Below are 22,594 nucleotides of genomic sequence, written 5' to 3'. Positions count from 1 at the left end.
CCGCCGAGACCGCACAAGCCATGCGTGAGTGCCCGCTCCACCGCGGCACCCTCGACGGCTAAGGAGTGCCGGGAGCGCATCGGTGCACGGAAGACCGGTGCCTCATCGTCGGCGCTCATGCTCCTCCACGTTCGCACGCGTTGCTCGCTGTTCGGAGTAGGGCGGGTGGGACTTGAACCCACGATCGTCGGGTTATGAGCCCGCTGCCTTGACCAGCTTGGCCACCGCCCCGTAGGCAAAAGCCTAGCGTTCGTCAGACGAGAGGATCGGGACCCGCGCCATCGTCCATCCTGGGCCGCGTCGAACCGCCACTGGATGTCGATCCCCCGCGGAGGATCGGGAACTCTTGGCTGTGCGACAGAACCTGCGGGTGGAACCGCGCCAGCGTGATAACGCCCCACACGGCGATGGCGCCGGCGATGGCGAAGCCGATGAGCGCCCACAGGGGCGCCGCTCCGCCCTCGCCGAGCACGAGCAGACCGATCAGGACCGCGACCATGGGGTCGATTACCGTCAGACCCGCAATCACGAGGTCGGGCGGGCCAGACGAGTAGGCGGTCTGCACGAAGTAGGCGCCGAGACCCGCGGCCGCGAGCAGCGCGATCAGGCAGAGGAGCGTCAGCCACTCGAACTCGCCGGCCTGGATTCGCTTGATGACGACCTTGGCGAGCGTTGCGACGAAGCCGTAGACGACGCCGGCGCTCAGGATGTAGAACAACGCCCGCATCCGCTTGCGCAGCATGATCCAGAGCGCAATCATGACCACCAGTACGGCACCGAGCGTCACGAGTACCGTGATGAGTTCGTTCTCGCTGAGCGGCCGCTCGGTCGCGAAGATCGCAGCGATGATCACGAAGATGAAGATGCCGCCGACGCACGCGACGATCGCCATGAGAGATCGCCTGGTCGGCGCCAGGCCGCTCACGCGCGAGTTCAGCAGTGTCGTGACCACGAGCGCGATCGCACCCAGCGGCTGCACCACGATGAGCGGCGCAACGGTCAATGCGCCCAATTGGCACAGAATCGCCATCGCCAGCATCAGCGTGCCGACGACCCAGGAGGGGCGGGAGATCAGACGCGACATCTGCCGCATCGTCAAGCCGCTCGCGCCGTCCTGACCGCTCAGGCGCTCGACCTTCTCGACACCGCGGTGCTGGTACAGGGCACCGAACGACATGAAGACCGCGCCCGCGAGGGCCAGAGGAATGCCCAGGAGCAGGCCTGGATTCTGGAATGCGCCGACGAGCTGCTCGCCGACCTCTTCTACTGATCCCACCCACATCACGCATCGACACTAACCGAGGCAGATGCCGATGGGTCGAGGCGCTCCGGTTAGGCTCGAGACGTGGCCGTGCTCCCGATCGTGATCCTGGGTGATCCCGTCCTCCATTCCCCCGCCGCTCGCGTCGGTGTCGTGACCGCTGAGATCCGGTCTCTCGTCGCCGACATGTACGAGACGATGGATGCCGCACCCGGCGTCGGACTCGCCGCCCCGCAGGTGGGGGTACCCCTGCGGATCTTCGTCTATTCGTATGAGGACGATGAGGGTGCACCCTGGCGCGGTGTCGTCATCGACCCGGAGCTGTGGATCACACCGCCGGAACCGGGGCGCCCCGATCCGGATGAGGAGAGCGAGGGATGCCTGTCGTTCCCCGGTGAGCGTTTCCCGCTGCGCCGCGCCGACCGCGCCCTCGTCACGGGCACCGATCTCGAGGGCGCACCCGTGCGGCTCGAGGTGGATGGCTGGCGCGCGCGCATCCTGCAACACGAGTTCGATCACCTCGACGGGATCCTCTACGTCGATCGCATCGGCGACGCCGACGCCAAAACCGCCGCAAAGGTCGTGCGCAAGCGCGGCTGGGGCGTGCCCGGCCAGTCGTGGATGCCAGGCGTCGACGACCTCGACGCGTAGGGCGAGCCGCGTAGCCCGCGCCTTGCGCCCACCGCCCGATCGGCGCGTAGGCTCGAAGGGTGGAAGAGGTACGGATCGAACGACGCGCGAGCCTGGAAGTGCTCCGCGCCGAGGCATCCGAAGAACTCGGCGTCGTCGTCGAAGAGCGCCTTCGCCACGGCGAGGACCCCTGGGCGTTCATGGAAGACCTCCCGACCGTCGACGAGCTCGTCGTCCACATGCTGCGTGCCGACGCGATCATCGCGGACGGTGGACGGATGCCGACACACGTGCGCCACTACCGGGTGCTGCGACAGATCGCACTCGAGCATCCCGCGCTGACGAAGACGGTGTGGCGGATGCTCGGCGAAGACCCGCTGGCCCACCGGGGCTCGGGCGACTAAGCGACCGGCCGGGGAAGACGACAGATCACCGTCGTACCCACGCCCACCTCGCTGCGCAGCTCGACGTTGCCACCGTGGGCCCGGAATATGTTGCGAACGATGTGCAGACCGAGCCCGAAGCCCTGGATCGCTTGGGCCCGGGCCGCGGGCGCGCGGTAGAACGAGTCGAACGCTCGAGTGAGTTCTGCACGCGACATCCCGGGGCCGGTGTCGGTGATCTGCAGCTCGATGGAGTCGGCGTCGCCTGAGAGGCGCACGATCACGGGCATGTCATCGGCGCCGAACTTGATCGCGTTCGTCAGCAGCTCACCGATCGCCTGCGAGAGACGACGCGGGTCCACATCGGCCACGAGACCCGTACCGTCGGTTCCGAAGCGCATCACGCGCCCGCGCGCAGCCGGACCGAGGCTACCGGCGCTGTCCTCGACGAGCTGTCCAATCTCGACCCGCACACGTTGCAGCTCAACGCCGTCGTCGCTGGCCGCCATCAGCTCCGCGATGCGTGTGGTCAGTCGTTCCATTCCGCGACGCACGGTGTCGAGGCGAGAGGCAAGTCGCGGTGGCAGGTCGGGGTCCTCGTCGAGCAGGTCCAGGTAACCCACCGCGGCCGTCAGGGGGGTCCGTAGTTCGTGCGAAACCGTGCGGAGGAACTGCTCACGGATCTCGATGGCCTCGGCCAGGTCGGTTACGTCGTACATGACGATCACGGTTCCGAGCAGCTCGCCCGTGTCTCGCCGCACGGGGCTCGTCGACGTGATGATCGCCGACTGCCGATGCGCCTCGCCCACCCAGGCGAAATGCTGTTCCACCGTCTCGCCCGCGAGCCCCCGCGGTATGGGCTGTTCCTCGGGAGAGATCGGCGTGACGCGATCCGTGGTGTACATCCGCGCGCCGCTATATCGGGACTCGCTCGCCCCCAGCCCGATTGCCACCGCCGTCTCTAGCGCCCGCTCGTTCGCGATGTACTCACCATCGATGGCGACGAATGCGACGCCAGCCTGAACGGTGTCGAGAATGCTCCGCGCGATGGCTTCGCTGTCCTGCGCTTCTTCCAGAGCTTCCTGCTGAACCTCGAAGGCATGGATGAGACGTGCGCGGCGGGTTCGCAACTCTTCCGCCGCGAGGTTCGCGAGGATCGCGATCCCGATCACCAGCACGGGCAACGTCAGAAGATTGAGCCACTCGAGGCCGGACTGCGGCACCGTCCACGCGACCAAGTAGGGGAACGCGGCGATGAAGATCGTGCCCGCCACCGCGGCGACGACAACCCACTGGCTGAAGCCGTACGCCAGCCAGAGCACGGGGAAGATCGCCAGGATCTCTACCGAGGGCACGTAGCGGAACAGCGACTCGCGGACGAAAGCAACTCCGATGACGTCCGCGATCGCAAGGACGACCAGTCCGGGAGCGGTGATCTTGTGCCACGGAACGAGAAGGCCGATAACGCACGAAGCCACGATCACGAGGCCGCCGACGAGGAGGAACACATCGTCGCGGACCTCGGGCACGACCACGAGCGCGCTCCCGATCACGAATGTCGTGCCGACAAGCAGCGGCAATTGGGCGCGAATGAAGACGAGAAACCGTCTTTGGCGGATCGTGCCCCGCTCGAACACAACCATGGTGCGCATGACATTAGACCGGATTCGCGTGCTCGGTCAGCATTTTGCGCCCGCCACGCCGTCAGAACGCGCGTCAGATGAGCAAGTACAGGGCACCGACGATTGTGAGCGCGATGACGATGCGTTCGAACCACGTTTGGTTGATCCGCCCCGCGATCATGCGCCCGCCGAATGCACCGACCAACACCGCGGGGACGAGGATCAGATCCATCAACAACGTCCCCGGCGTGATCAACCCCAGCCCGAACATGATGGGCAGCTTGGTCAGATTCACGAGCGCGAAGAACCAGGCCGCGGTGCCGAGGAACGCCATCACGCGGAACCCCGATGCCAGGAAATACATCGACATGACCGGGCCGCCGGCGTTCGCGACCATGGTCGTGAATCCGCCGAGCGAGCCGTAGGCAGTCGCCGCGGGCCAGCGCGCACCGTCGACTGAGGGCTCGCACCGCCGCGCGTAGCGACGCCACAGCGTGACGGCGATGAGAATCAGCAGGATGACACCGATCGTGCGGCGAACCCACGAATCGTCGGCGAGCACGAGGAAGATCGCGCCCAGCACGAGCCCCGCGGCGACGGCGGGCACCAGTCGACCGAGGGCGCGCCAGTCGGCGTGGCGGCGGTAGGCCCACAGCGCGAAGATGTCGCCCACGATGAGTAGCACCAGCAGGGTGGCGGTCGACTGCTTCGCCGGCAGAATCGCTGCAAAGATCGCCACGGCGAGGGTGCTCGCGCCGGGCAGAGCAGCCTTCGACAACCCCACGATGAGAGCCGCGATCACAAGCAGAACCCAGCCACCCACAGCCAGTTCTGTCACTGCTCCCCCACTTGGACTCGAACCAAGAACCTATCGGTTAACAGCCGATTGCTCTGCCAATTGAGCTATGGAGGAATGCGCCCGACTCGCGCCAGGCAACCCAACTATCCTAGCAAACCCGAACCCCCCGCAACGACACCGCACGTCAGGGAGCGACCAGCCACGGGTCGACATCCGCACCGGGCGCCCACGCCAGACGATCGTGTGGTCCCTGCGCCACGGTGTGTCCGTGCTGCAGCACGATGACGTCGGCGTTCAGGGCACTCGCGAGCTCTGCGTCGTTCGACACCGCCAGAGTCGCCATCGAGAAAGCGGTCGCTCGCTGTTGGAGCGCGGCCAGGGCCGCCGAGCGCGATGCGACATCGAGGTTCGCGAGCGGTTCGTCGGCGATCAATACCCGGGGCTGCAGCACGAGGGCTCGAGCAAGGGCGACGCGCTGGCGCATCCCCGCGCTCAGTTCGTACGGGAATTGCGTGGCGACCTTCAGCGGCAGATGCATCTCATCGAGCATCGACGCGACGACCAGCGCCAGCGCCCGCTCACCGACCTTGCGGTCGCGGCTTGTGATCGGTTCGGTGATGATCTCGCCCGCCGTCGAGCGCGGCGGCAGATCCGCGCCCGCTCGCTGCGGCAGGTACCCCGTGTAGTACATGAGGGCACGCTTCGCGCGACCGGGGTGACGGATCGAGACACCATCGACGAATGCTTGGCCGCCGGCGACCGCGAGATCGTCCGCGCCGCGACCGGCGAGAGCCACCGCAAGACTGGACTTACCCGACCCCGTCGAACCCATCACCACCAACGATCGACCGGGCAGAAGTTCGAACGAGACACCGTCGACAGCGCGGCCGCCGCCCGGACGAGAACCGGACGTGTGAGCCAACGACAGATCCTCCGCAAGAATTGCGAACGGGATGTCTCGACGCCGGGCCATGCTTTTCATCATGCCCCGATCGCGGGTGCGGGGTGGGAATTCAGTCTTCCGTGAGCAACGCGTGTCGCTGGGCGTCGAGGTCGCGGAGCCGCATCCGCAGGGTGCGCCCCTCGTCCGAGGCCGCCGGAACACGCTGGACCGCGCCGAGCAACTCTGTCTTTTCGCGATCGATTGCGCGGGCCAGCATCCGGCGAGCGAGCGAGACCGCGGATGCCTGGGCGCTCTGTTCGTCCCGAGCGGGGAACGGTGCGGCGAGGAGCTCCGCAGCGAGCCCGCGGTAGGGCTCGCGCACGTTCTCGATCGCTGTCAGCGCCCACCCGGCACGTGCGGGGTCTCCGGTGGCGATCGACTCGCGGACGGCCTCGAGCCCCGGGTGCCGCATCGGCTGAGCGATCGCCCGCGCCCGCAGGTCTTCGGGGACCGTGTGTCCGTACTGCAGGAACGCCATGACCGCGTCGCGCTCGAGCAGCACGTCGGGGGTGTGGGGCAGGTTCGCGAGCGTGACGGCCGCAACCGGCGCGGGCCCACCGTCCGCTGCGGTTCCGGTTGTGGCAGCTTGGTCCGCACGGGCTCCCTCGCGCGCCGCACCGCGGGCCGCGCGCTCGACAGCGGGACGGACCTCGCCGATATCCATGCCGAGGCGACGAGCCAGCACCCGGGTATACCCGGGGCGGAGCGACGGGTCACGGATGTCTGCGACGATCGGCGCCGCCGCCCGCAGCGCCCCGATGCGTCCCTCGACACTCGCAAGGTCGTAGTCCGCGATCCGTCGGTCGATCACGAACTCGTACATGGGCTGCTTGTGTTCGAGAAGGGCGCGGACGGCGGCGTCACCGCGGTGCAGCCGCAGGTCGCAGGGGTCCAGTCCTTCGGGCGCAACGGCAACATAGGTCTGGGCCGAGAAGCGCTTCTCTTCGGCGAAGGCACGCAGTGCCGCCTTCTGACCCGCGGCATCCGGATCGAACGTGAAGATTACCTCGCCCGACGCCTTATCGTCGCCCATCACCCGCCGCAGCACCGTGATGTGATCGGTGCCGAACGCGGTGCCACAGGTCGCGATCGCCGTCGTGATGCCCGCCAGATGGCAGGCCATGACGTCGGTGTACCCCTCGACGACCACGACCTGGTCGGCGCGCGAGATATCGCGCTTGGCGAGGTCGAGCCCGTAGAGCACCTGCGACTTGTGGTAGATCGGGGTCTCGGGCGTGTTCAGGTACTTGGGGCCCTGGTCGTCCTCATACAGGTGACGCGCGCCGAAGCCGACGGTCTGACCCGTCACATCGCGGATGGGCCACACCAACCGACCGCGGAAGCGGTCGTAGACGCCCCGCTGGCCCTGGGACATCAGGCCGGCGGTCGTGAGCTCTTCGCGCGAGAAGCCCTCCGCGGTGAGCGCCTTCAGCGCTTTGTCCCACCCCTTCGGGGCATAGCCGACGCCGAAGTGCGCGGCGGCTCCGGCATCGAACCCGCGCTCACCGAGGAATCGGCGCGCGGCCTCCGCCTCGGGCGTCGACAGCTGGCTCTGGAACCAGGCGGCGGCGGTCTGGTTCGCGGCATACAGACGTGCCCGCCCGCTCGTTTCGGGCGCGGGGCCGCCGCCCTCTTCATAGTGCAGGGTGAAGCCGATGCGAGCGGCCAGGCGCTCGACGGCATCCGTGAACGTCACGTGGTCCATCTTCCGCAGGAAGGTATAGACGTCACCCGACTCCCCGCATCCGAAGCAGTGGTAGAAACCGACCTGCGGACGGACGTGGAAACTCGGGCTGCGCTCATCGTGGAATGGGCAGAGCCCCTTCATCGACCCGACACCCGCCGATTTCAGGGCGACGCGCTCCCCCACGATGTCGACGATGTTCGTGCGGGCCTTGACCTCTTCGACGTCGGCCTGAGCGATCCGCCCGGCCATCAGCTGTCCTTCGACCAGGGGCGCGAGCCCGGGGTCCAGATGCCGAGAGCCCCCGCATCCACCTCACCGAGAAGGCGTTCGTGCCACGACAGGGCATCCTGATCGGTGAGGCTCGCGACCTGATCGACGATCACCCGGCGCCGGGCGGCGTCGGAGTCGGCGGCGAGGAAGTCACCGCGCAGAGCGGGGGTCAGCTGGGCCGGACCCGCCTCCCAGAGAGCGGTTGCGAGGCGCTTCAGCATGCGCCTCTGCTCTTTGTAGAGCGTCTTGCGTCCATCGATCGACACCACGAAGGCGCCGACCATGCCCTTGAGCGCGGCGACCTCAGCCTCGACGACCCGCGGCACGACCACGTGGGCACCGTACCGCGTGAGCGTCCGGGCGGGATAAGCCTCCCGGGTCGCGGTCGTCGCGGCACGCGCGAAACGCCCGATCAGGTCGCTCGTGAGGTTCTTCAGACGACCGAGCGCGGCGCGCGATCCGTCGAAGGACGTGATCCACTCGGGCATCCGCGTCAGGCGGTAGAGCGCATCGTCGAGCTCATCCCGGGCGAAGTCGAAGCCGACCCACGCCTGCAGCGCGGTCACGAGGGCCTGGTGCTCGGCGGGATCCGAGAGACGGCGCGGGTCGAGGTATCCGTTGGTCACCGCGTCTTCGAAGTCGTGCACCGAGTAGGCGATGTCATCGGCCAAGTCCATGACCTCGGCCTCGATGCACCGCACACGGCCGGGCGCACCTTCGCGCATCCAGCGGAAGACGGGCTCGTCGTCGGCGTAGACGCCGTACTTCAGGCGGCCCCCCGCGTCGGGCAGCGGATGCTCCGACGTCCACGGGTACTTGCAGGTCGCGTCGAGGCTGGCCCGCGTGAGGTTCAGGCCGACGCTGTGCCCATCGGCGTCGATGACCTTCGGCTCGAGCCGCGAGATGATGCGGAGGGTCTGCGCGTTGCCCTCGAAACCGCCGATGTCGTCGGCCCAGTCGTTGAGCGCGCGCTCGCCGTTGTGCCCGAAGGGTGGGTGGCCGAGGTCGTGGCTGAGGCACGCGGCATCCACGACATCCGGCGCGAGCTCGAGCCATGTCGCGAGCTCGCGGCCGACCTGAGCCACCTCGAGCGAGTGCGTCAGCCGGTTGCGGGCGAAGTCGGCAGGGCTCGCGGGGCTCAGCACCTGGGTCTTGGCGGCGAGTCGACGGAGGGCGGCAGAATGCAGAACACGAGCCCGGTCACGGGCGAAATCATCACGCTTCGAGCGGTGCTCCTCGGCGTGGAACCGCTCGATGGCGTGCTCGTCGTAGCCGTCCGTGCGGATCGCTGCGGGTTCTTTTCTGGCGTGAGCAGCGACGCCCTTGTTCGCCACGCCCTTGTTCGCCACGCCCTTGTCCGCCACGCCCTTATCCACCACGCCTTTATCCACCACTGTGGTGCAACTCTGCCGCCGCGATTTCGCGGCTCTCGGCCACGTCGAGGTCGCGGCTCTCGAGCCAGCGATCGGGTAGGGCGGGGCGCTTCGGGGTGCCGGCGCGACCTCGCTGACCCTCGGCGGCAGCTCCCGGGTACGGTGCGTCGAGCGGCAACTCGGCGAGGAGTTCGTCGATCTCGTCCAACGTCGAGGCGGTCGCGAGGCTCGCCCGCGTCTCACCGCCTACGGGGTAACCCTTGAAATACCAGGCGACGTGCTTGCGGATGTCGCGGCATCCACGACCCTCGTCTTCGAAGAACTCGACCAGAAGTTCGGCGTGGCGGCGGAAGGCTCGGGCGACGAACCCCAGGTCGGCATCGACTGCGGGAGTCTCCGCACCGAACGCCGAGGCCAGCTCACCGAAGAGCCACGGGCGCCCGAGGCATCCGCGTCCCACGACAACCCCGTCGCATCCGGTCTCTGACATCATGCGCACGGCATCGTCGGCCGACCAAATGTCGCCGTTGCCGAGCACCGGCACGCTCGTCACGGTCTCTTTGAGCTTCGTGATCGCCGACCAGTCGGCCTGACCCGAATAGAACTGTGCGGCGGTGCGTGCGTGGAGGGCGACGGATGCGACACCCGCGCCCTCGGCGATGCGTCCGGCCTCGAGGTAGGTCAGGTGGTCGTCGTCGATGCCCTTGCGCATCTTGATCGTCAGCGGGACGTCACCGGCCGCCTTCACAGCGCCCTCGACGATGTCGCGGAACAGGCCGAGCTTCCACGGCAGCGCCGCTCCCCCGCCCTTCTTCGTGACCTTGGGCACGGGGCATCCGAAGTTCAGGTCGACGTGGTCGGCGTGGTCTTCGGACACGATGATGCGAACGGCCTCGGCGACCGTCACCGGGTCGACGCCGTAGAGCTGAATCGAACGCGGCGTCTCGGACTCGTGGTGCTGAATCAGTCGCATGGTCGTCGCGTTGCGCTCGACCAGTGCCCGAGACGTGATCATCTCGCTGACGTACAGGCCGGCGCCGTACTCGCGGCACAGGCGCCGGAACGCCGTGTTCGTGATGCCCGCCATCGGCGCAAGCACGACGGGAACATCCAGAGCGAGCGGCCCGATGCGCAACGTCGGCGCGGAAGCAAGAAGGCCGGACATCTTTCCATTCTCCCAGACAGAACCCGCCCCTCGCCGCGACGCGTGGTCGTATCGTGGACAACATGACCAGCGAGACCGTTGTGGACATCCGAGACATCCCCTTCCACACCGCGGACGGAGGCACGGCTTCGCTCTCCGACTACGGCGACAAGGTCATCTTGATCGTGAACGTCGCGTCTAAGTGCGGCCTCGCCCCGCAGTACGAGCAGCTCGAAGAGCTTCAGCGCACCTATGGTGACCGCGGCTTCACTGTGCTGGGCTTCCCGTGCAACCAGTTCATGGGCCAGGAGCCGGGTTCGATGGACGAGATCCTCGACTACTGCGCCGTCAACTGGGGCATCACGTTTCCCATCTTCGACAAGGTCAAGGTGAACGGCGGCGGCGCGGCGCCGATCTACAAGGCGTTGAAGAAGGCCAAGGACTCGGAGGGCGCGCACGGCCCGATCATCTGGAACTTCGAGAAGTTCGTGCTCACGCCCGGCGGAACCGTGCATCGCTTCCGCCCAACCGTCAAGCCCGACGACCCGGCCATCGTCTCGGTCATCGAGAGCAACCTGCCCAGCTGACCCTCGACGACGTCAGGTCCCGACAGCCTCGGCTTCGCTCGCGGCCTCACGGCGCTCGGACCAAACCTGGCGGGCGATCTGCGCGAACGCCTCGGGCGGCTGCGCGCCGCTCACGCCGTACTTGCCGTCGATGACGAAGAACGGCACCCCGTTGATCCCATACGTCTGGGCCTGGGCCTGATCCGCGCGAACATCCGCGAGGTAGCGCCCTGACTCGAGGGCCTCGCGCGTCTCGTCCGCGTCGAGCCCGACCTCGACCGCGAGGGCGACCAGGTCATTGATACGACCCACGTGCTTGCCCTCGATGAAGTACGCCGCCATCAGACGCTCGGCCATGTCGAGCTGACGTCCCTGGTGCTTGGCGAAGTGAAGCAGCTCGTGGGCCCTGACGGTGTTCGTGTGCTTCAGCAGGTCGTAGCGGTAGGCGAGACCGGATCCCGCGGCGACATCCGTCACGCGGTCGATCATCTCGCGCGCCTGCTCGAGCGGCACGCCCTTATGGTTTGCCAGGTACGAGACCTCGTCACCATCGAAGTCGACCGGAGTATCCGGAGACAATTCGTACGAGTGATAGGTCACCTCGACGCGGGGGCCATCGGGATCCGAGGATGCTTCGGCCAATCCGTTCTCCAGATTCCGCTTGCCGATGTAGCACCAGGGGCAAGCGATATCGCTCCACACGTCGATCTTGATGGCATCCGTCATACCGTGCTCAACACCCGATGCATCCACGCGTATTCCCGCACCCGCATGTTCGATCTACGGGACGTCCGCGGCGCCGGGTGTGTCAATCGCGCCACCGAAGCGGCGGTCGCGGTCGAGGTACAGCTCGATGCCCTGCCACAGGTCGGCGCGCGAGAAGTCGGGCCACAGTGTGTCCAAGAAGACGAACTCGGCGTAGGCCGACTCCCACAGCAAAAAGTTCGAGGTGCGCTGTTCGCCACTCGACCTGATGAACAGGTCGACGTCGGGCATGTCCGGCACGTACAAGTGGCGCCGGATCAGCTTCTCGGTGACGGCGGAGGGACGGATGCGTCCCCGTGCGACATCCTCGGCGATCTGCCGCATCGCATCGACGAGTTCGACTCGACCGCCGTAGTTCACGCACATCGTCAGCGTCAGCACGTCGTTGCTCGCCGTGAGCTGCTCGGCATGCTGCAACTCTTTGATGACCGAACCCCACAGCCGGGGCTTGCGGCCGGACCATCGGATGCGTACACCCCACTCGTTGAGTTGATCGCGTCGGCGATGCAGCACGTCACGGTTGAAGCCCATCAGAAAGCGAACCTCGTCCGGAGACCGCCGCCAGTTTTCGGTCGAGAACGCGTAGACCGACAGGTGCTTCACGCCCGCCTGGATCGCCCCTGCGACGACGTCGAGGAGCGACGCCTCACCCGCCTTGTGTCCCTCGACGCGTGACAGTCCACGGCGGTTCGCCCAGCGACCGTTTCCGTCCATGACGATCGCCACGTGCTCGGGGACCGAGCCCGACGGGAACGCCGGCGGGTATACGCCCGTCCAATCGAGGGGGCGATACGGCACGGCATCCTTGTGCGTGTAGGGCTTGGGGCTCATCGAGGTCCTTCGAGGTGCGCGAGCGAGCGGATGCCTCGCTCAAGGTGCCACTGCGTGTACGCCGCGACGACGCCGGATGCGGCGGCCAGGGCGCGCGGGGCAGCCGCGGCCACGACATCCCACTCCCCCGCCATCAGCGCACCGAGCTGCTGGACGGCCTCGGGGCCGATGCGCGCGCTGCCCGGAGGGGCGCAGTCGTTGCAGACGATGCCGCCGAGCTGGGCGACGAAGTAGTCGTTCGGGCCGATGGCGCCGCAACGGGCGCAATCGCCGAGGCTCGGTGCCCAGCCCGAGAGAGCCATGACCCGCAGCAGGTACGAGTCGAGCACGCTGCGCGAATCGTGCTCACCGCGCGCCAGGGCGCGCAGACCACCCACGAGCAACAGGTACTGCTGGGGTGTCGCCTCGGACTCGTTGAGTCGATCGGCGGTCTCGACCATCGCGTTCGCGGCCGTGAAGCGCTCGTAGTGCACGACGATGTCGGCGCCGTACGAGCCGAGGCTCTCGGCCTGTTGCACGATGTCGAGGTTCCGCCCGGCGTAGAGCTGCACATCCGCGACCATGAACGGCTCGAGGCGAGCCCCAAAGCGGGAGGCCGTGCGTCGCACACCCTTCGCGACCGCGCGGACCTTGCCGTGACGACGGCTAAGCATCGTGATGATCCGGTCCGCTTCGCCCAGCTTGTGGGTGCGGAGGATCACGACCTCGTCGCGGTAAGTGGGCACCGGTCCATTATCCGGCGGTGCGGCAACACCGGGTCGCGCGGCTCGCCCACGGGTGCCGGTCTGACGGTGCCGCGGCGGCGAGAATGGACAGGTGGAACCCCTCTTCATGATCCCCCTCTGGGCCGACCTCACAGCCGTGGCGCTGGGAGGCATCCAGGGTGCACTGTTCGCTTCCGGATTCCAGGGGCAGCGGCGTCTGGATCTGCTCGGGGTTGCGATCATCGGCATCGTGATCGGCATGGGCGGCGGACTCATCCGTGACCTGCTGCTCGGGCTTCCGCCGTCGACACTGCAGAGCAACTGGTACCTGCTGACGGCCGTCGCGGCGTCGCTGGTCGGAATGCTGCTCGCCGGGCTGTTCCGGCGTGTGAACGGCGTGATCGTCGGGCTCGACGCGATCGTCATCGGGCTGTTCGGTGCGTTCGGAACCAGCAAGGCGCTGGCCGTGGGGCTGCCGGTCGTGCCGGCCGTATTCGTCGGTGTCGTCGCGGCCGTCGGCGGGTCGATCTTGCGCGATGTGATCATGGGGCTTCCGGTCGCCGTCATGCACGTAGGTTCGCTCTACGCCGTCGCGGCAGGAGCCGGATGCCTCGTGCTGGCGGTCTCGTCGACACTCGGTCTTGCGATCGTCCCGGCCGCGATCGCCGGCATAGTCGTGACCGCTGTCATCCGGGTGCTGGCGGTTGTGTTCGACCTCTCGCTACCGGAACAGCGTATGCTGTACCGGCGCCGCGTTGCGGCCGAGACGGGCGTGCTGCCGATCGTCAAGCCGTAGCCGTAGCCGTGTTGTGGGGCACCTGCAGTGCTGTGGGGCACGGCAGAACCTGCCCCACAGCAGCTACGGTGCCCCACTTCGCGTGAGGCGGCAGCCGAACAGCCGGCTCAGACGGCCGAGACCAGCGAACGCTCGCGGGTGCGGATCGCGCGGTTGACACCCGAGACGATCGCCTTGAGGCTCGCCGTCGAGATATCGCCGTCGACGCCGACGCCCCACAGGCGCTCGCCCTCGACCTGCAGCTCGACGTAGGCCGCGGCCTGCGCGTCGCCACCGGCGCTGAGCGCGTGCTCGACGTAGTCGTAGACCGTGACGTCGAACCCCTCAGCGCGAACGACCTCGAGGAACGCCGCGACGGGACCGTTGCCGTGACCGGATGCCTCGAACCGCTCATCGCCGTCACGCAGGGTGACCTCGAGCGAGACATCCCCGCTCATATCGCTCTGCGTGCGTGTCGCCAGCAGCTCGAACCGGCCCCAGCGGGCGTCGGCCTCGGCCGCGGGCAGGTACTCGTCGCGGAAGATCGACCAGATCTGGTCGCTCGAGACTTCGCCACCCTCGGCATCCGTCTTGGCCTGCACGACACCCGAGAACTCGATCTGGAGCTTGCGCGGCAGATCGATCGCGTGATCGCTTTTCAGCAGGTACGCGACGCCGCCCTTGCCGGACTGCGAGTTGACGCGGATGACGGCCTCGTACGAGCGGCCCAGGTCCTTCGGGTCGATCGGCAGGTACGGCACGGCCCATTCGAGCTCGTCGACCGAGACGCCCTCTGCGGTGGCCCGGGCATCCATCGCCTCGAAGCCCTTCTTGATCGCGTCCTGGTGCGATCCGCTGAAGGCGGTGAAGACCAGGTCACCGGCCCACGGGCTGCGCTCGGGCACGGGTAGCTGGTTGCAGTACTCGGCCGTGCGCTTGACCTGGTCGATGTCACTGAAGTCGATCTGCGGGTCGATGCCCTGGGTCAGCATGTTGATGCCGAGGGCAACCAGGTCAACGTTGCCGGTGCGCTCACCGTTGCCGAACAGGCATCCTTCGATGCGGTCCGCTCCGGCCAGGTAACCCAGCTCGGCGGCGGCGATCGCGGTGCCGCGGTCGTTGTGCGGGTGGAGCGAAATGATGACGTTCTCGCGGTGGTCGAGGTTGCGGCCCATCCACTCGATCGAGTCGGCGTAGACGTTCGGGGTGGCCATCTCGACCGTCGCGGGCAGGTTCAGGATGACCTTGCGCTCGGGGGTAGGGACGAAGATCTCCATGACCTTGTTGCAGACCTCGGCGGCGAACTCGAGCTCGGTGCCCGTATAGCTCTCGGGCGAGTATTCGTAGTAGACGGTGGTCTCGGGCACCGTCTCTTCGTACTGCTTGCACCAGCGCGCGCCCTGCTGAGCGATGTCGATGACGCCCTGCTTGTCGGTGCGGAACACGACATCGCGCTGCAGGATGCTGGTCGAGTTGTAGAGGTGCACGATGGCCTGCTTGGCGCCCTTGATCGACTCGAAAGTGCGCTTGATCAGCTCTTCGCGCGCCTGCGTCAGAACCTGGATCGTGACGTCGTCGGGGATGAGTCCGTCTTCGATCAGTAGGCGGACGAAGTCGAAGTCGGTCTGGCTCGCGGAGGGGAACCCCACCTCGATCTCCTTGTAGCCCATGCTGACGAGGAGTTCGAACATGATGCGCTTGCGCTCGGGGCTCATCGGGTCGATGAGCGCCTGGTTGCCGTCGCGCAGATCGACCGCGCACCAACGCGGTGCCTCGGTGATCCGTTTGTCGGGCCACGTGCGATCGGGCAGGTGCACCGAAATCTGCTCGTGGTAGGGGCGGTACTTGTGTACCGGCATCCCGGAAGGCTTCTGGGTGTTCTCCATGATGTCGTCGCTTCTCTGATCGAACTTGTGGGGGCCAACGACAAGCTCCGCGACGAGAAAGGCCCTAGATCGAAGCCTCGTCGCGGCGGCTAAGGAGGAGAAGCCCGCGCAAACGCATGGGACCGATGGTAGCAGGATGTCTCGTGAGACGATCCCGTCAACCGCGACACTTTCAGGTATGAGCCGTTTCATCGCCGCAGGCGCCGTGGCCGCCGCATCCGTTCTCCTGCTCGCTGGTTGCGCGACCGCGTCGCCTGGCTCGTCCTCGGGCTCGGGCTCGGGCTCGGATGGAGCGGTCGTGTGGGGAACGCCATCGCCGCCCACGGGCGAGGTGTTGGCACAGGGCACCGTGATGGATGTCGACGGCACGGTCGAGCTGTGCCTGGGCGCTATCGCCGAGTCGTACCCGCCGCAGTGCAGCGGCATCCCGGTCGAGGGGTGGTCGTGGGACGGGATCGAGGGGTGGGAGACGTCGGGCGACGTGTCGTGGGGCGCCTACGCCGTGCGGGGCACCTACGACGGCTCGACTTTCGCGGTGACCGGAGAACCGGTGATGCTGGCGCTGTACGACCCGATCGCGCCGGTGGATCCGACGGGCGGCCGGCCGGGAACGGCGGACGAGGCCGCGTTGACGGAGATGCAGGATGCCGTGCCTGAACTGATCGGTGAGGGCTTTCTGTCGTCATACTCCGAGAACGGATGGCTGTGGGTCGACGTCGTCTGGGACGACGGGACGCTGCAGGCCGCGGCCGATGAGACTTACGGCGAGGGTGCCGTCGTCGTTCGCTCGGCAATGCGTCCGTTCGCCTGAGCCCGCGCGGGAACTGTCGGCGCACATTGACAGGCCCGTCGGAAGACGCGCAAAAGAAGTTCTCGAGACACCCCATTATTCACACTTGATCAGCCCGAAACCGGGTCTCAATGTCGGTGGCCCTCGTCAGAATAGAGGGTATGGAAGCACTGCTCGATCACCTCGAAGGGGCCATCGAGCAGGCGCGTGCGCAGGTGACTCGGGCCCTTGGTGACGGGCAGATTCTGGCCGCAAGCGACGACAAGGTGCTGCGGGCTCTGACATTGGCTGCCGAGCTGCAGCGGCTCACCGACGCGGTGCTCGTGGAATCGGTGGGCGAGGTCGTGCGCCGGTCCGCGGGGCCCGATCGCGACCTGAGGCTTACCGCACGGCGCGGATGCCACGACGTGAGCGAGCTGGTGCAGCGCGCGACGCGGATGGGTCCGGCATCCGCTGCTCGTCTGCAGCGCGGGTCCAAGGGTGTCGCGCTGGGCGAATCTCTGGGCGGAGGGGCGCTGCCCGCGCTCCTGCCCGCGATGCGCTCGGCGCTGCTCGAGGGCGACGTCGGGATCGACGGGCTAATCGCGGTGTCTGGGCCACTCGAGGCGATGAGTCAGCGCGTGCCGCTCGAGTCCCTGCGCGTGGCCGACGCGGTGCTCGCGGCCGAGGCGAGCGGTACCGGTCCGGATGGTGCGCCGCCCGTCTGCGCCGATCTGCTGCGTGTGCAGGCCCAGGCGTGGGCCGCAGCGCTCGACCAAGACGGCGCAGAGCCGAAGGAAGAGCAGGCGATGCGGATGCGCGGGGTCACCCTCGGCGTCGCGCGCGACGGTGTCGTTCCGCTGCGGGGCGCACTGCTGCCCGAGGTTGCGGCACAGTTCCAGCGCATCTGTGATGCGATCGGGTCGCCGCGTGTGGGTGAGGGCGTGTCATTCCGCCCCGAGGGTGAGGGCGACGGCGAGCCCGGCGGCGTCGTGGATGATCCCCGCACCTCGGCCCAGAAGCGGCACGATGCGCTGGCGACCGCGCTGTCGGTCGCGGCATCCAGCGAACAGCTTCCGACCATCGGCGGGGCGGCTCCCACACTGGTGATCTCGGTCCGTGCCGAAGATCTCGTGTCCGACACGGGCTGGGCGCACGTCGACGGCATCGACGAACCGGTTTCGGTCCGCGCCGCCGCCCACGCGGGATGCGCCGGAGTGATCCAGCGCGTGCTGCTCGGCGAGAACGGCCGCATCCACCGCATCGGCACCGAAGAGCGGGTGTTCAACCGACACCAGCGTCGCGCGATCGCCCTGCGGGACGGCGGATGCATCATCCCGGGCTGCGGTGTCCGTGCCGCGTGGTGTGAGATTCACCACGTCACGGATCACGCCGAGGGCGGCCCGACTCATACCGACAACGGCGTGCTGTTGTGTTGGAACCATCACCGCTTCATCGACCACGGCGGATGGAAAATCCGGATGAATCGGGGTGTGCCGGAAGTGATGGCTCCCCCATGGATCGAGCGAAATCCGCGGTGGCGACCGGTCACGACCTCCCGCACGCGCTTACTCGACCTCGTCGGGCGGCGGACGTAGGCCGAGGTGTCGGTCGGCATGCCTCAACGTCCGTCTCGGCCGCTGTCCTCGACATCCGGCTCAGCCGCTTCCCCACCATCGGTCTCGGCTATTTCCCCGGCATCCGTCTCGGTCGTTGTCCTCGGCAGCCGTCCGGTGTCGTTCGCACGATCGGAACAGCGACCCGCCGCCGAACAAAGGCGCGGACCGGCGTGTCGGGCCCGCGATCGTGCGGACGGAGCGCGCGACGGGGCCTCACCCGACAGAGTCAGGCGATCGAAACAGAGAACCCGAGCCCGAGCAGGAGCCCCGGCAACCGCCTAAAAGCCGAGGCGTCCCAACTGCTTCGGGTCGCGCTGCCACTCCTTCGCCACCCGTACGTGCAGGTGCAGGTACACGCGCGACTTCATCAGCGGTTCGATCTGCGCACGCGCCCGAGCCCCGACATCCGCGAGCCGGGACCCGCGGTGACCGATGATGATGGCCTTCTGGCTGTCACGCTCGACGACCAGGTCGGCGTAGACGTCGATCAGATCCGAGTCCTCGCGCGGCAGGATGTCGGCGATCGTCACCGCGATCGAGTGCGGCAACTCGTCGCGTACACCCTGCAGAGCCGCCTCGCGGATGATCTCGGCAATGCGATCCTCGGTCGACTCATCCGTGACGACGTCGGCATCGTAGAGCGCCGGACCCTTCGGCATCAGGCCGAGCAGCTCGTCGGCAAGAATCTCGAGCCCCTCGCCCGACTCAGCCGAAATCGGGATGACAGCTGCCCAGTCTTCACGCAGCGAATCGACCTCCATCAGCCTCTCCGCGATCTGCTCGCGAGACGAAGCATCCGTCTTCGTCACCAACGCGACCTTGCGCGCGCGACGATAACCGTCGAGGGACTCCGCGATGCGGCGGTCGCCGGGCCCGACCTTCTCGGTCGCCGGCACGCAGAACGCGATCACGTCGACATCGCCCAGCACCTGATCGACCAGGTGATTGAGGCGCTCACCGAGCAGCGTCCGCGGCTTGTGAATACCGGGGGTGTCGACGATCACGAGCTGACCGGCGGGACGATTCAGGATGCCCCGGATCGCCCGACGCGTCGTCTGCGGCTTCTCGCTCGTGATCGCGATCTTCTCGCCCACCAGGGCATTCGTCAGCGTCGACTTGCCCACATTCGGGCGCCCCACGAAAGTCACGAAACCGCTGCGAAGCGATCCCGATCCCGTGTCTTCGTGCGAAACCGCATCAGTCACGGGGTTCTCCCTTTCGTTTGCGCCCCTCGGACGCACCGACCTTCTCGATCGGACCAGTGTTCGTCTCCGCCGCAAATGCTTCTTCGGCGGCAATGAGTTCGGCGGAGCGCTCCACGAAGACCGTCGCGATACCCCGACCCCGACCGCGCGAGGCGCCGCCGGTCATCACGATGCCATCGTGCGTCGCCTCGGCTCCGGGCAGTGGCACGCGCCCGAGCGCCTTGCCGAGTAGGCCGCCGATCGAGTCGACATCCTCGTCCTCGAGCTCGATGCCGAACAGATCACCGATGTCATCGAGCGAACTGCGCGCACTCACCCGGTAGCGCCCCGGGCTCAGCTCGACGATCTCGTTCTGCGGCACGTCGTACTCGTCCGCGATCTCGCCGACGAGCTCTTCGATCAGGTCCTCGAGAGTCACGAGCCCCGCGATTCCGCCGTACTCGTCGACGACGATGCAGACATGCACGGCGTCGCGCTTCATCTGCTGCAGCAGGGTCTCGGCCATCATCGACTCGGGAACGAAGCTCGCTGGCCGGAGGATCTTACGGATGCCTTGGGTGCGCCATCCGTCGCCGGCACCGAAACCCGACTGAACCAAGTCTTTCAAATACAGGATGCCGACGATGTCGTCGTCGGTGCCCTCGGTGACCGGGATGCGCGAAACACCCGTGCTGAGGAACAGACTCATCGCGTCGTCGGTCGTCGCCGTCGCGTCGAGCGTGACCATGTCGGTGCGCGGCACCATGACAGAGCGCACGAACGTGTCGGTGAAGTCGAAGACCGAGTGGATGAGTTCGCGGTCCTCGTCCTCGATCAGATCCGCCTCGGCGGCCTCGTCGACCATGCTGAGCAGCTGCTGCTCGGACGCGAACGAGGCGACCCGTCGACGACCCGGCGTCACGCGGTTGCCGAGCGCGACCAGGGCGCCGGCGATCGGACCGAGAATGATGCGGACGAAGCGCACGATCGGGGCGAACGCGCGCAGCAGACCCTCGGCGTGCTGGCGCCCCACGGTGCGGGGGCTCGCGCCGACGAGCACGAACGAGGCGCCGGTCATCAGAATGACCGCGGCGAGCATGGCCCACCAGATCGAGTCCAACACGATCGTGAGTGCAACCGTGACGAACACGGCGGCCGCGGTTTCCGCAAGGATTCGGATGAAGACGACCGCGTTCAGGTGCGCGTCGTTGTCCGAGGCGATCGCACGAAGAGACCGCCGGGCACGTGCCGTGAGCGCCCACTCGGCGAGATCGGCGCGCGACGTCACGCTCAGTGCCGCGTCGAGGGCGGCCATGAGGCCCGCGAAGGCGACAAGAAAAAGGGCTGCGAGGAGAAGAAGGAGAGCGGTCATGCGGGTCTACGGCGCCGCTCGCGAACCGAGAAGCCGATGAGCAGATCCCGCTGCAGCGCGAACATCTCGCGCTCTTCTTCAGGCTCGGCGTGATCGAACCCGAGCAGGTGCAGCAGTCCGTGCGTCGTGAGGAGCAGCAGCTCGTCCTCGGTCGTATGACCGGCCTCGCGAGCCTGGGTCTCCGCAACCTGCGGGCACAACACGATGTCGCCCAGCAGACCCGGGGGCGTCGGGATGTCTTCCGTGCCGGGGCGCAGCTCGTCCATCGGGAAGCTCAGGACATCCGTCGGGCCCGGCTCATCCATCCACTGCACGTGCAGGGCCTCCATGGCGCCCTCGTCGACGAGGATGATCGCGACGTCGGCCTCGGGGCTGACGTGCAGCTCGGCGAGGTTGTACTCCATGAGCCGAAGCAGCTTCGTCTCGTCAACGCCCGTCACCCCGGATTCATTGGTGATCTCGATGGTCACGAGCGTCCTCCCTGGCTCTTGCGATCGCGGGGGCCGAGCGGACGCGTGGAGGAGCGGCGCTCGGCGCGGTTGGCGAACTGCGCGGCTTGCTCGCGCTCGAAGCGCTCGGCCGTCCGCTGTTCGTCGTACTCGGTGTAGGCGTCGACGATCTTGCCGACGAGCGTGTGCCGCACGACATCCGCGCTGGTCAATCGGGCGAAATGGATGTCGTCGATGTCATCGAGCACCCGCGTCACGAGCCGGAGCCCCGACGATCCGCCGGGCAGGTCGACCTGAGTGATATCGCCCGTGACGACCATCCGCGTGTTGAAACCGAGGCGGGTCAGGAACATCTTCATCTGCTCGGGCGTGGTGTTCTGCGCTTCGTCCAGCACCACGAACGAGTCGTTGAGCGTGCGTCCGCGCATGTACGCGAGCGGCGCCACCTCGATGGTGCCCGTCGCCATGAGCTTCGGGACGATGTCGGGGTCCATCATCTCGTTCAGCGCGTCATACAGCGGGCGCAGGTACGGGTCGATCTTGTCGTTGAGCGTGCCGGGCAAGAACCCGAGCCGCTCCCCCGCCTCGACCGCGGGACGGGTCAGGATGATGCGACTGACCTCTTTGCGCTGCAGCGCTTGCACGGCCTTCGCCATCGCGAGATACGTCTTGCCGGTACCGGCCGGGCCGATACCGAACGTGATCGTGTTCTCTTCGATCGCGTCGACGTACTCCTTCTGCCCGAGGGTCTTCGGGCGGATGATCTTGCCGCGCGACGACAGGATGGCCTCGCCCAGGATATCCGAGGGGCGACGCGCGGGGTCATCCCCCAGCATCCGCGCCGACGACGACACGTCGGCGGGCGCAACGCTGTAGCCTTCGCGGGTCATCGTGAGCAGTTCATCGACGAGGGTGCGAGCAGCGGCCACGGCATCCTTCGTTCCCGACAGGGTGATCTCGTTGCCGCGAACGTGGACATCGACATCCGGATGCTCCTTCTCGACCACGCGAAGGAGTCGATCCTGCGGGCCGAGCAGCTGCACCATCGCGACGCCGTCGGCCAGAACCCGATCGCTGACGGTCTCTTCGCCCGACGAAGTCTCTTCGGTCGGTTCAGTCACTGACGCTCTTCTCAGAAAGTCCGCCCGCGAGAACGTGGGCGTGTACATGGAAAACGGTTTGGCCCGCTTCGGCTCCGGTGTTGAAAACCAACCGGAAGTCACCGTCGGAGTGCTGCATCGCAAGGGTGTTCGCGAGGCCGATCATTTCGGCCAGCAGATCCGGGTCGCCCGCAGCAAGCTCGACGACGTTGCGGTACTTCTCGGTCTTCGGGATCACCAGCAGGTGAAGCGGAGCGCGCGGCGCGATGTCCTTGATGGCGAACACGTTCTCGGTCTCGCCCACCATCTCGGAGGGGATGTCGCCGCGCAAGATGCGCGTGAAGATCGAGGGTTCAGTGCTCACCCCTCCAGTCTACCGAGCGGCGCTGTTGCGCGGTCGGGCTTACCAGCGGCCGAGGGCCGCGCTCGCTACCGCCAGCGCGGCGGGGCCCGCCGTCGACG

22 protein-coding genes and 2 tRNA genes are annotated in these 22,594 nt (G+C 67.2%); 6 read left to right on the top strand and 18 right to left on the bottom strand.

All coding sequences use genetic code 11. The annotated features are described in order from the left end of the window. Positions 1 to 157: 157 nt before the first annotated feature. Positions 158 to 231: transfer RNA gene (locus MIC448_RS10085), tRNA-Ile, on the bottom strand. 22 nt (positions 232 to 253) lie between these two features. Further along, positions 254 to 1,282 carry a DMT family transporter gene (locus tag MIC448_RS10080; protein ID WP_051513560.1) on the bottom strand — a complete coding sequence of 343 codons (1,029 nt, stop codon included), beginning with the start codon at positions 1,280 to 1,282 and terminating at the stop codon, positions 254 to 256. 63 nt (positions 1,283 to 1,345) lie between these two features. Between MIC448_RS10080 and def the strand changes: the two genes are divergently transcribed. Next, complete coding sequence (gene def, locus MIC448_RS10075) at positions 1,346 to 1,912, top strand: peptide deformylase (RefSeq protein ID WP_036299031.1); 567 nt, start codon at positions 1,346 to 1,348, stop codon at positions 1,910 to 1,912. A gap of 59 nt (positions 1,913 to 1,971) precedes the next feature. Beyond that, positions 1,972 to 2,295 (top strand): hypothetical protein, encoded by a 324-nt coding sequence (locus MIC448_RS10070; protein WP_036299029.1) that lies wholly within the window; start codon positions 1,972 to 1,974, stop codon positions 2,293 to 2,295. Here the strand turns inward: MIC448_RS10070 and MIC448_RS10065 are convergent. The 7 genes from MIC448_RS10065 to dusB all read right to left on the bottom strand — a co-directional run bounded on the left by MIC448_RS10065 (position 2,292) and on the right by dusB (position 10,133). Beyond that, positions 2,292 to 3,926 (bottom strand): cell wall metabolism sensor histidine kinase WalK, encoded by a 1,635-nt coding sequence (locus MIC448_RS10065; RefSeq protein ID WP_051513559.1) that lies wholly within the window; start codon positions 3,924 to 3,926, stop codon positions 2,292 to 2,294. The genes MIC448_RS10070 and MIC448_RS10065 overlap by 4 nt on opposite strands. 64 nt (positions 3,927 to 3,990) lie before the next feature. Further along, complete coding sequence (locus tag MIC448_RS10060; protein WP_036299027.1) at positions 3,991 to 4,734, bottom strand: sulfite exporter TauE/SafE family protein; 744 nt, start codon at positions 4,732 to 4,734, stop codon at positions 3,991 to 3,993. A gap of 2 nt (positions 4,735 to 4,736) precedes the next feature. Next, positions 4,737 to 4,809: transfer RNA gene (locus MIC448_RS10055), tRNA-Asn, on the bottom strand. Positions 4,810 to 4,879: 70 nt separating this feature from the next. Next, complete coding sequence (locus tag MIC448_RS10050; protein ID WP_036299025.1) at positions 4,880 to 5,668, bottom strand: ATP-binding cassette domain-containing protein; 789 nt, start codon at positions 5,666 to 5,668, stop codon at positions 4,880 to 4,882. A gap of 40 nt (positions 5,669 to 5,708) precedes the next feature. Further along, entirely contained in the window at positions 5,709 to 7,574 is a 1,866-nt protein-coding gene (dnaG, locus tag MIC448_RS10045; protein WP_036299023.1) for a DNA primase, read from the bottom strand. After that, positions 7,574 to 8,881, bottom strand: a complete 1,308-nt coding sequence (locus MIC448_RS10040) for a deoxyguanosinetriphosphate triphosphohydrolase (protein WP_036299038.1) — start codon at positions 8,879 to 8,881, stop codon at positions 7,574 to 7,576. The genes dnaG and MIC448_RS10040 overlap by 1 nt, the downstream gene beginning before the upstream one ends. Positions 8,882 to 8,978: 97 nt before the next feature. Beyond that, entirely contained in the window at positions 8,979 to 10,133 is a 1,155-nt protein-coding gene (gene dusB / locus MIC448_RS10035; protein WP_036299021.1) for a tRNA dihydrouridine synthase DusB, read from the bottom strand. A gap of 62 nt (positions 10,134 to 10,195) precedes the next feature. Here dusB and MIC448_RS10030 point away from each other — a divergent pair, with 62 nt between their 5' ends. After that, the gene (locus tag MIC448_RS10030) at positions 10,196 to 10,699 is read left to right on the top strand and encodes a glutathione peroxidase (protein WP_036299019.1); all 504 of its coding nucleotides are present in this window, start codon (positions 10,196 to 10,198) and stop codon (positions 10,697 to 10,699) included. Between the two features lie 12 nt (positions 10,700 to 10,711). Here MIC448_RS10030 and MIC448_RS10025 read toward each other — a convergent pair whose 3' ends face one another. Genes MIC448_RS10025 through recO form a run of 3 tightly spaced genes read right to left on the bottom strand, consistent with a single transcriptional unit; the run spans position 10,712 to position 12,999 of the window. Beyond that, the gene (locus MIC448_RS10025) at positions 10,712 to 11,404 is read right to left on the bottom strand and encodes a DsbA family protein (RefSeq protein ID WP_036299017.1); all 693 of its coding nucleotides are present in this window, start codon (positions 11,402 to 11,404) and stop codon (positions 10,712 to 10,714) included. A gap of 54 nt (positions 11,405 to 11,458) precedes the next feature. Continuing rightward, entirely contained in the window at positions 11,459 to 12,274 is an 816-nt protein-coding gene (locus MIC448_RS10020) for an isoprenyl transferase (RefSeq protein ID WP_036299015.1), read from the bottom strand. Beyond that, positions 12,271 to 12,999, bottom strand: coding sequence for a DNA repair protein RecO (gene recO, locus MIC448_RS10015; protein WP_036299013.1), 729 nt, complete (start codon positions 12,997 to 12,999; stop codon positions 12,271 to 12,273). Before recO ends, MIC448_RS10020 begins: the two co-directional genes overlap by 4 nt. A gap of 106 nt (positions 13,000 to 13,105) precedes the next feature. On the opposite strand from recO, the gene MIC448_RS10010 reads away from it, so the two are divergent. Next, the gene (locus MIC448_RS10010) at positions 13,106 to 13,774 is read left to right on the top strand and encodes a trimeric intracellular cation channel family protein (protein WP_036299036.1); all 669 of its coding nucleotides are present in this window, start codon (positions 13,106 to 13,108) and stop codon (positions 13,772 to 13,774) included. A 107-nt stretch (positions 13,775 to 13,881) separates the two neighbouring features. Here MIC448_RS10010 and leuA read toward each other — a convergent pair whose 3' ends face one another. Beyond that, a complete protein-coding gene (gene leuA, locus MIC448_RS10005; protein ID WP_036299011.1) occupies positions 13,882 to 15,639 on the bottom strand; it encodes a 2-isopropylmalate synthase in 1,758 nt (585 codons plus the stop codon). Positions 15,640 to 15,817: 178 nt separating this feature from the next. Here leuA and MIC448_RS10000 point away from each other — a divergent pair, with 178 nt between their 5' ends. Together MIC448_RS10000 and MIC448_RS09995 are read left to right on the top strand one after the other, a co-directional pair. After that, positions 15,818 to 16,450, top strand: coding sequence for a hypothetical protein (locus MIC448_RS10000; protein WP_036299009.1), 633 nt, complete (start codon positions 15,818 to 15,820; stop codon positions 16,448 to 16,450). Positions 16,451 to 16,590: 140 nt separating this feature from the next. Further along, the gene (locus tag MIC448_RS09995) at positions 16,591 to 18,006 is read left to right on the top strand and encodes an HNH endonuclease signature motif containing protein (protein ID WP_036299007.1); all 1,416 of its coding nucleotides are present in this window, start codon (positions 16,591 to 16,593) and stop codon (positions 18,004 to 18,006) included. 299 nt (positions 18,007 to 18,305) lie between these two features. Here the strand turns inward: MIC448_RS09995 and era are convergent, their stop codons facing one another. From era to MIC448_RS09970, 5 genes are read right to left on the bottom strand one after another with little or no spacing between them, the layout of a single operon-like run. Beyond that, positions 18,306 to 19,232, bottom strand: a complete 927-nt coding sequence (era, locus tag MIC448_RS09990; protein WP_051513558.1) for a GTPase Era — start codon at positions 19,230 to 19,232, stop codon at positions 18,306 to 18,308. Continuing rightward, positions 19,225 to 20,583: a hemolysin family protein gene (locus tag MIC448_RS09985; protein WP_081766334.1), complete on the bottom strand. Its 1,359-nt coding sequence runs from the start codon at positions 20,581 to 20,583 to the stop codon at positions 19,225 to 19,227. Before MIC448_RS09985 ends, era begins: the two co-directional genes overlap by 8 nt. Then, entirely contained in the window at positions 20,580 to 21,053 is a 474-nt protein-coding gene (gene ybeY / locus MIC448_RS09980) for an rRNA maturation RNase YbeY (RefSeq protein ID WP_036299005.1), read from the bottom strand. Before ybeY ends, MIC448_RS09985 begins: the two co-directional genes overlap by 4 nt. Further along, positions 21,050 to 22,153 carry a PhoH family protein gene (locus MIC448_RS09975; RefSeq protein WP_036299003.1) on the bottom strand — a complete coding sequence of 368 codons (1,104 nt, stop codon included), beginning with the start codon at positions 22,151 to 22,153 and terminating at the stop codon, positions 21,050 to 21,052. Before MIC448_RS09975 ends, ybeY begins: the two co-directional genes overlap by 4 nt. Then, positions 22,146 to 22,439: an HIT domain-containing protein gene (locus MIC448_RS09970; RefSeq protein ID WP_051513562.1), complete on the bottom strand. Its 294-nt coding sequence runs from the start codon at positions 22,437 to 22,439 to the stop codon at positions 22,146 to 22,148. Before MIC448_RS09970 ends, MIC448_RS09975 begins: the two co-directional genes overlap by 8 nt. Positions 22,440 to 22,594 lie beyond the last annotated feature (155 nt).

It is taken from the genome of Microbacterium sp. C448, assembly GCF_000582705.2.
Classification (GTDB): Bacteria; Actinomycetota; Actinomycetes; order Actinomycetales; family Microbacteriaceae; genus Microbacterium; species Microbacterium lacus_A.
Note: the sequence above shows the minus strand (reverse complement) of the source record. Positions and strands in the feature narration are given on the sequence as shown.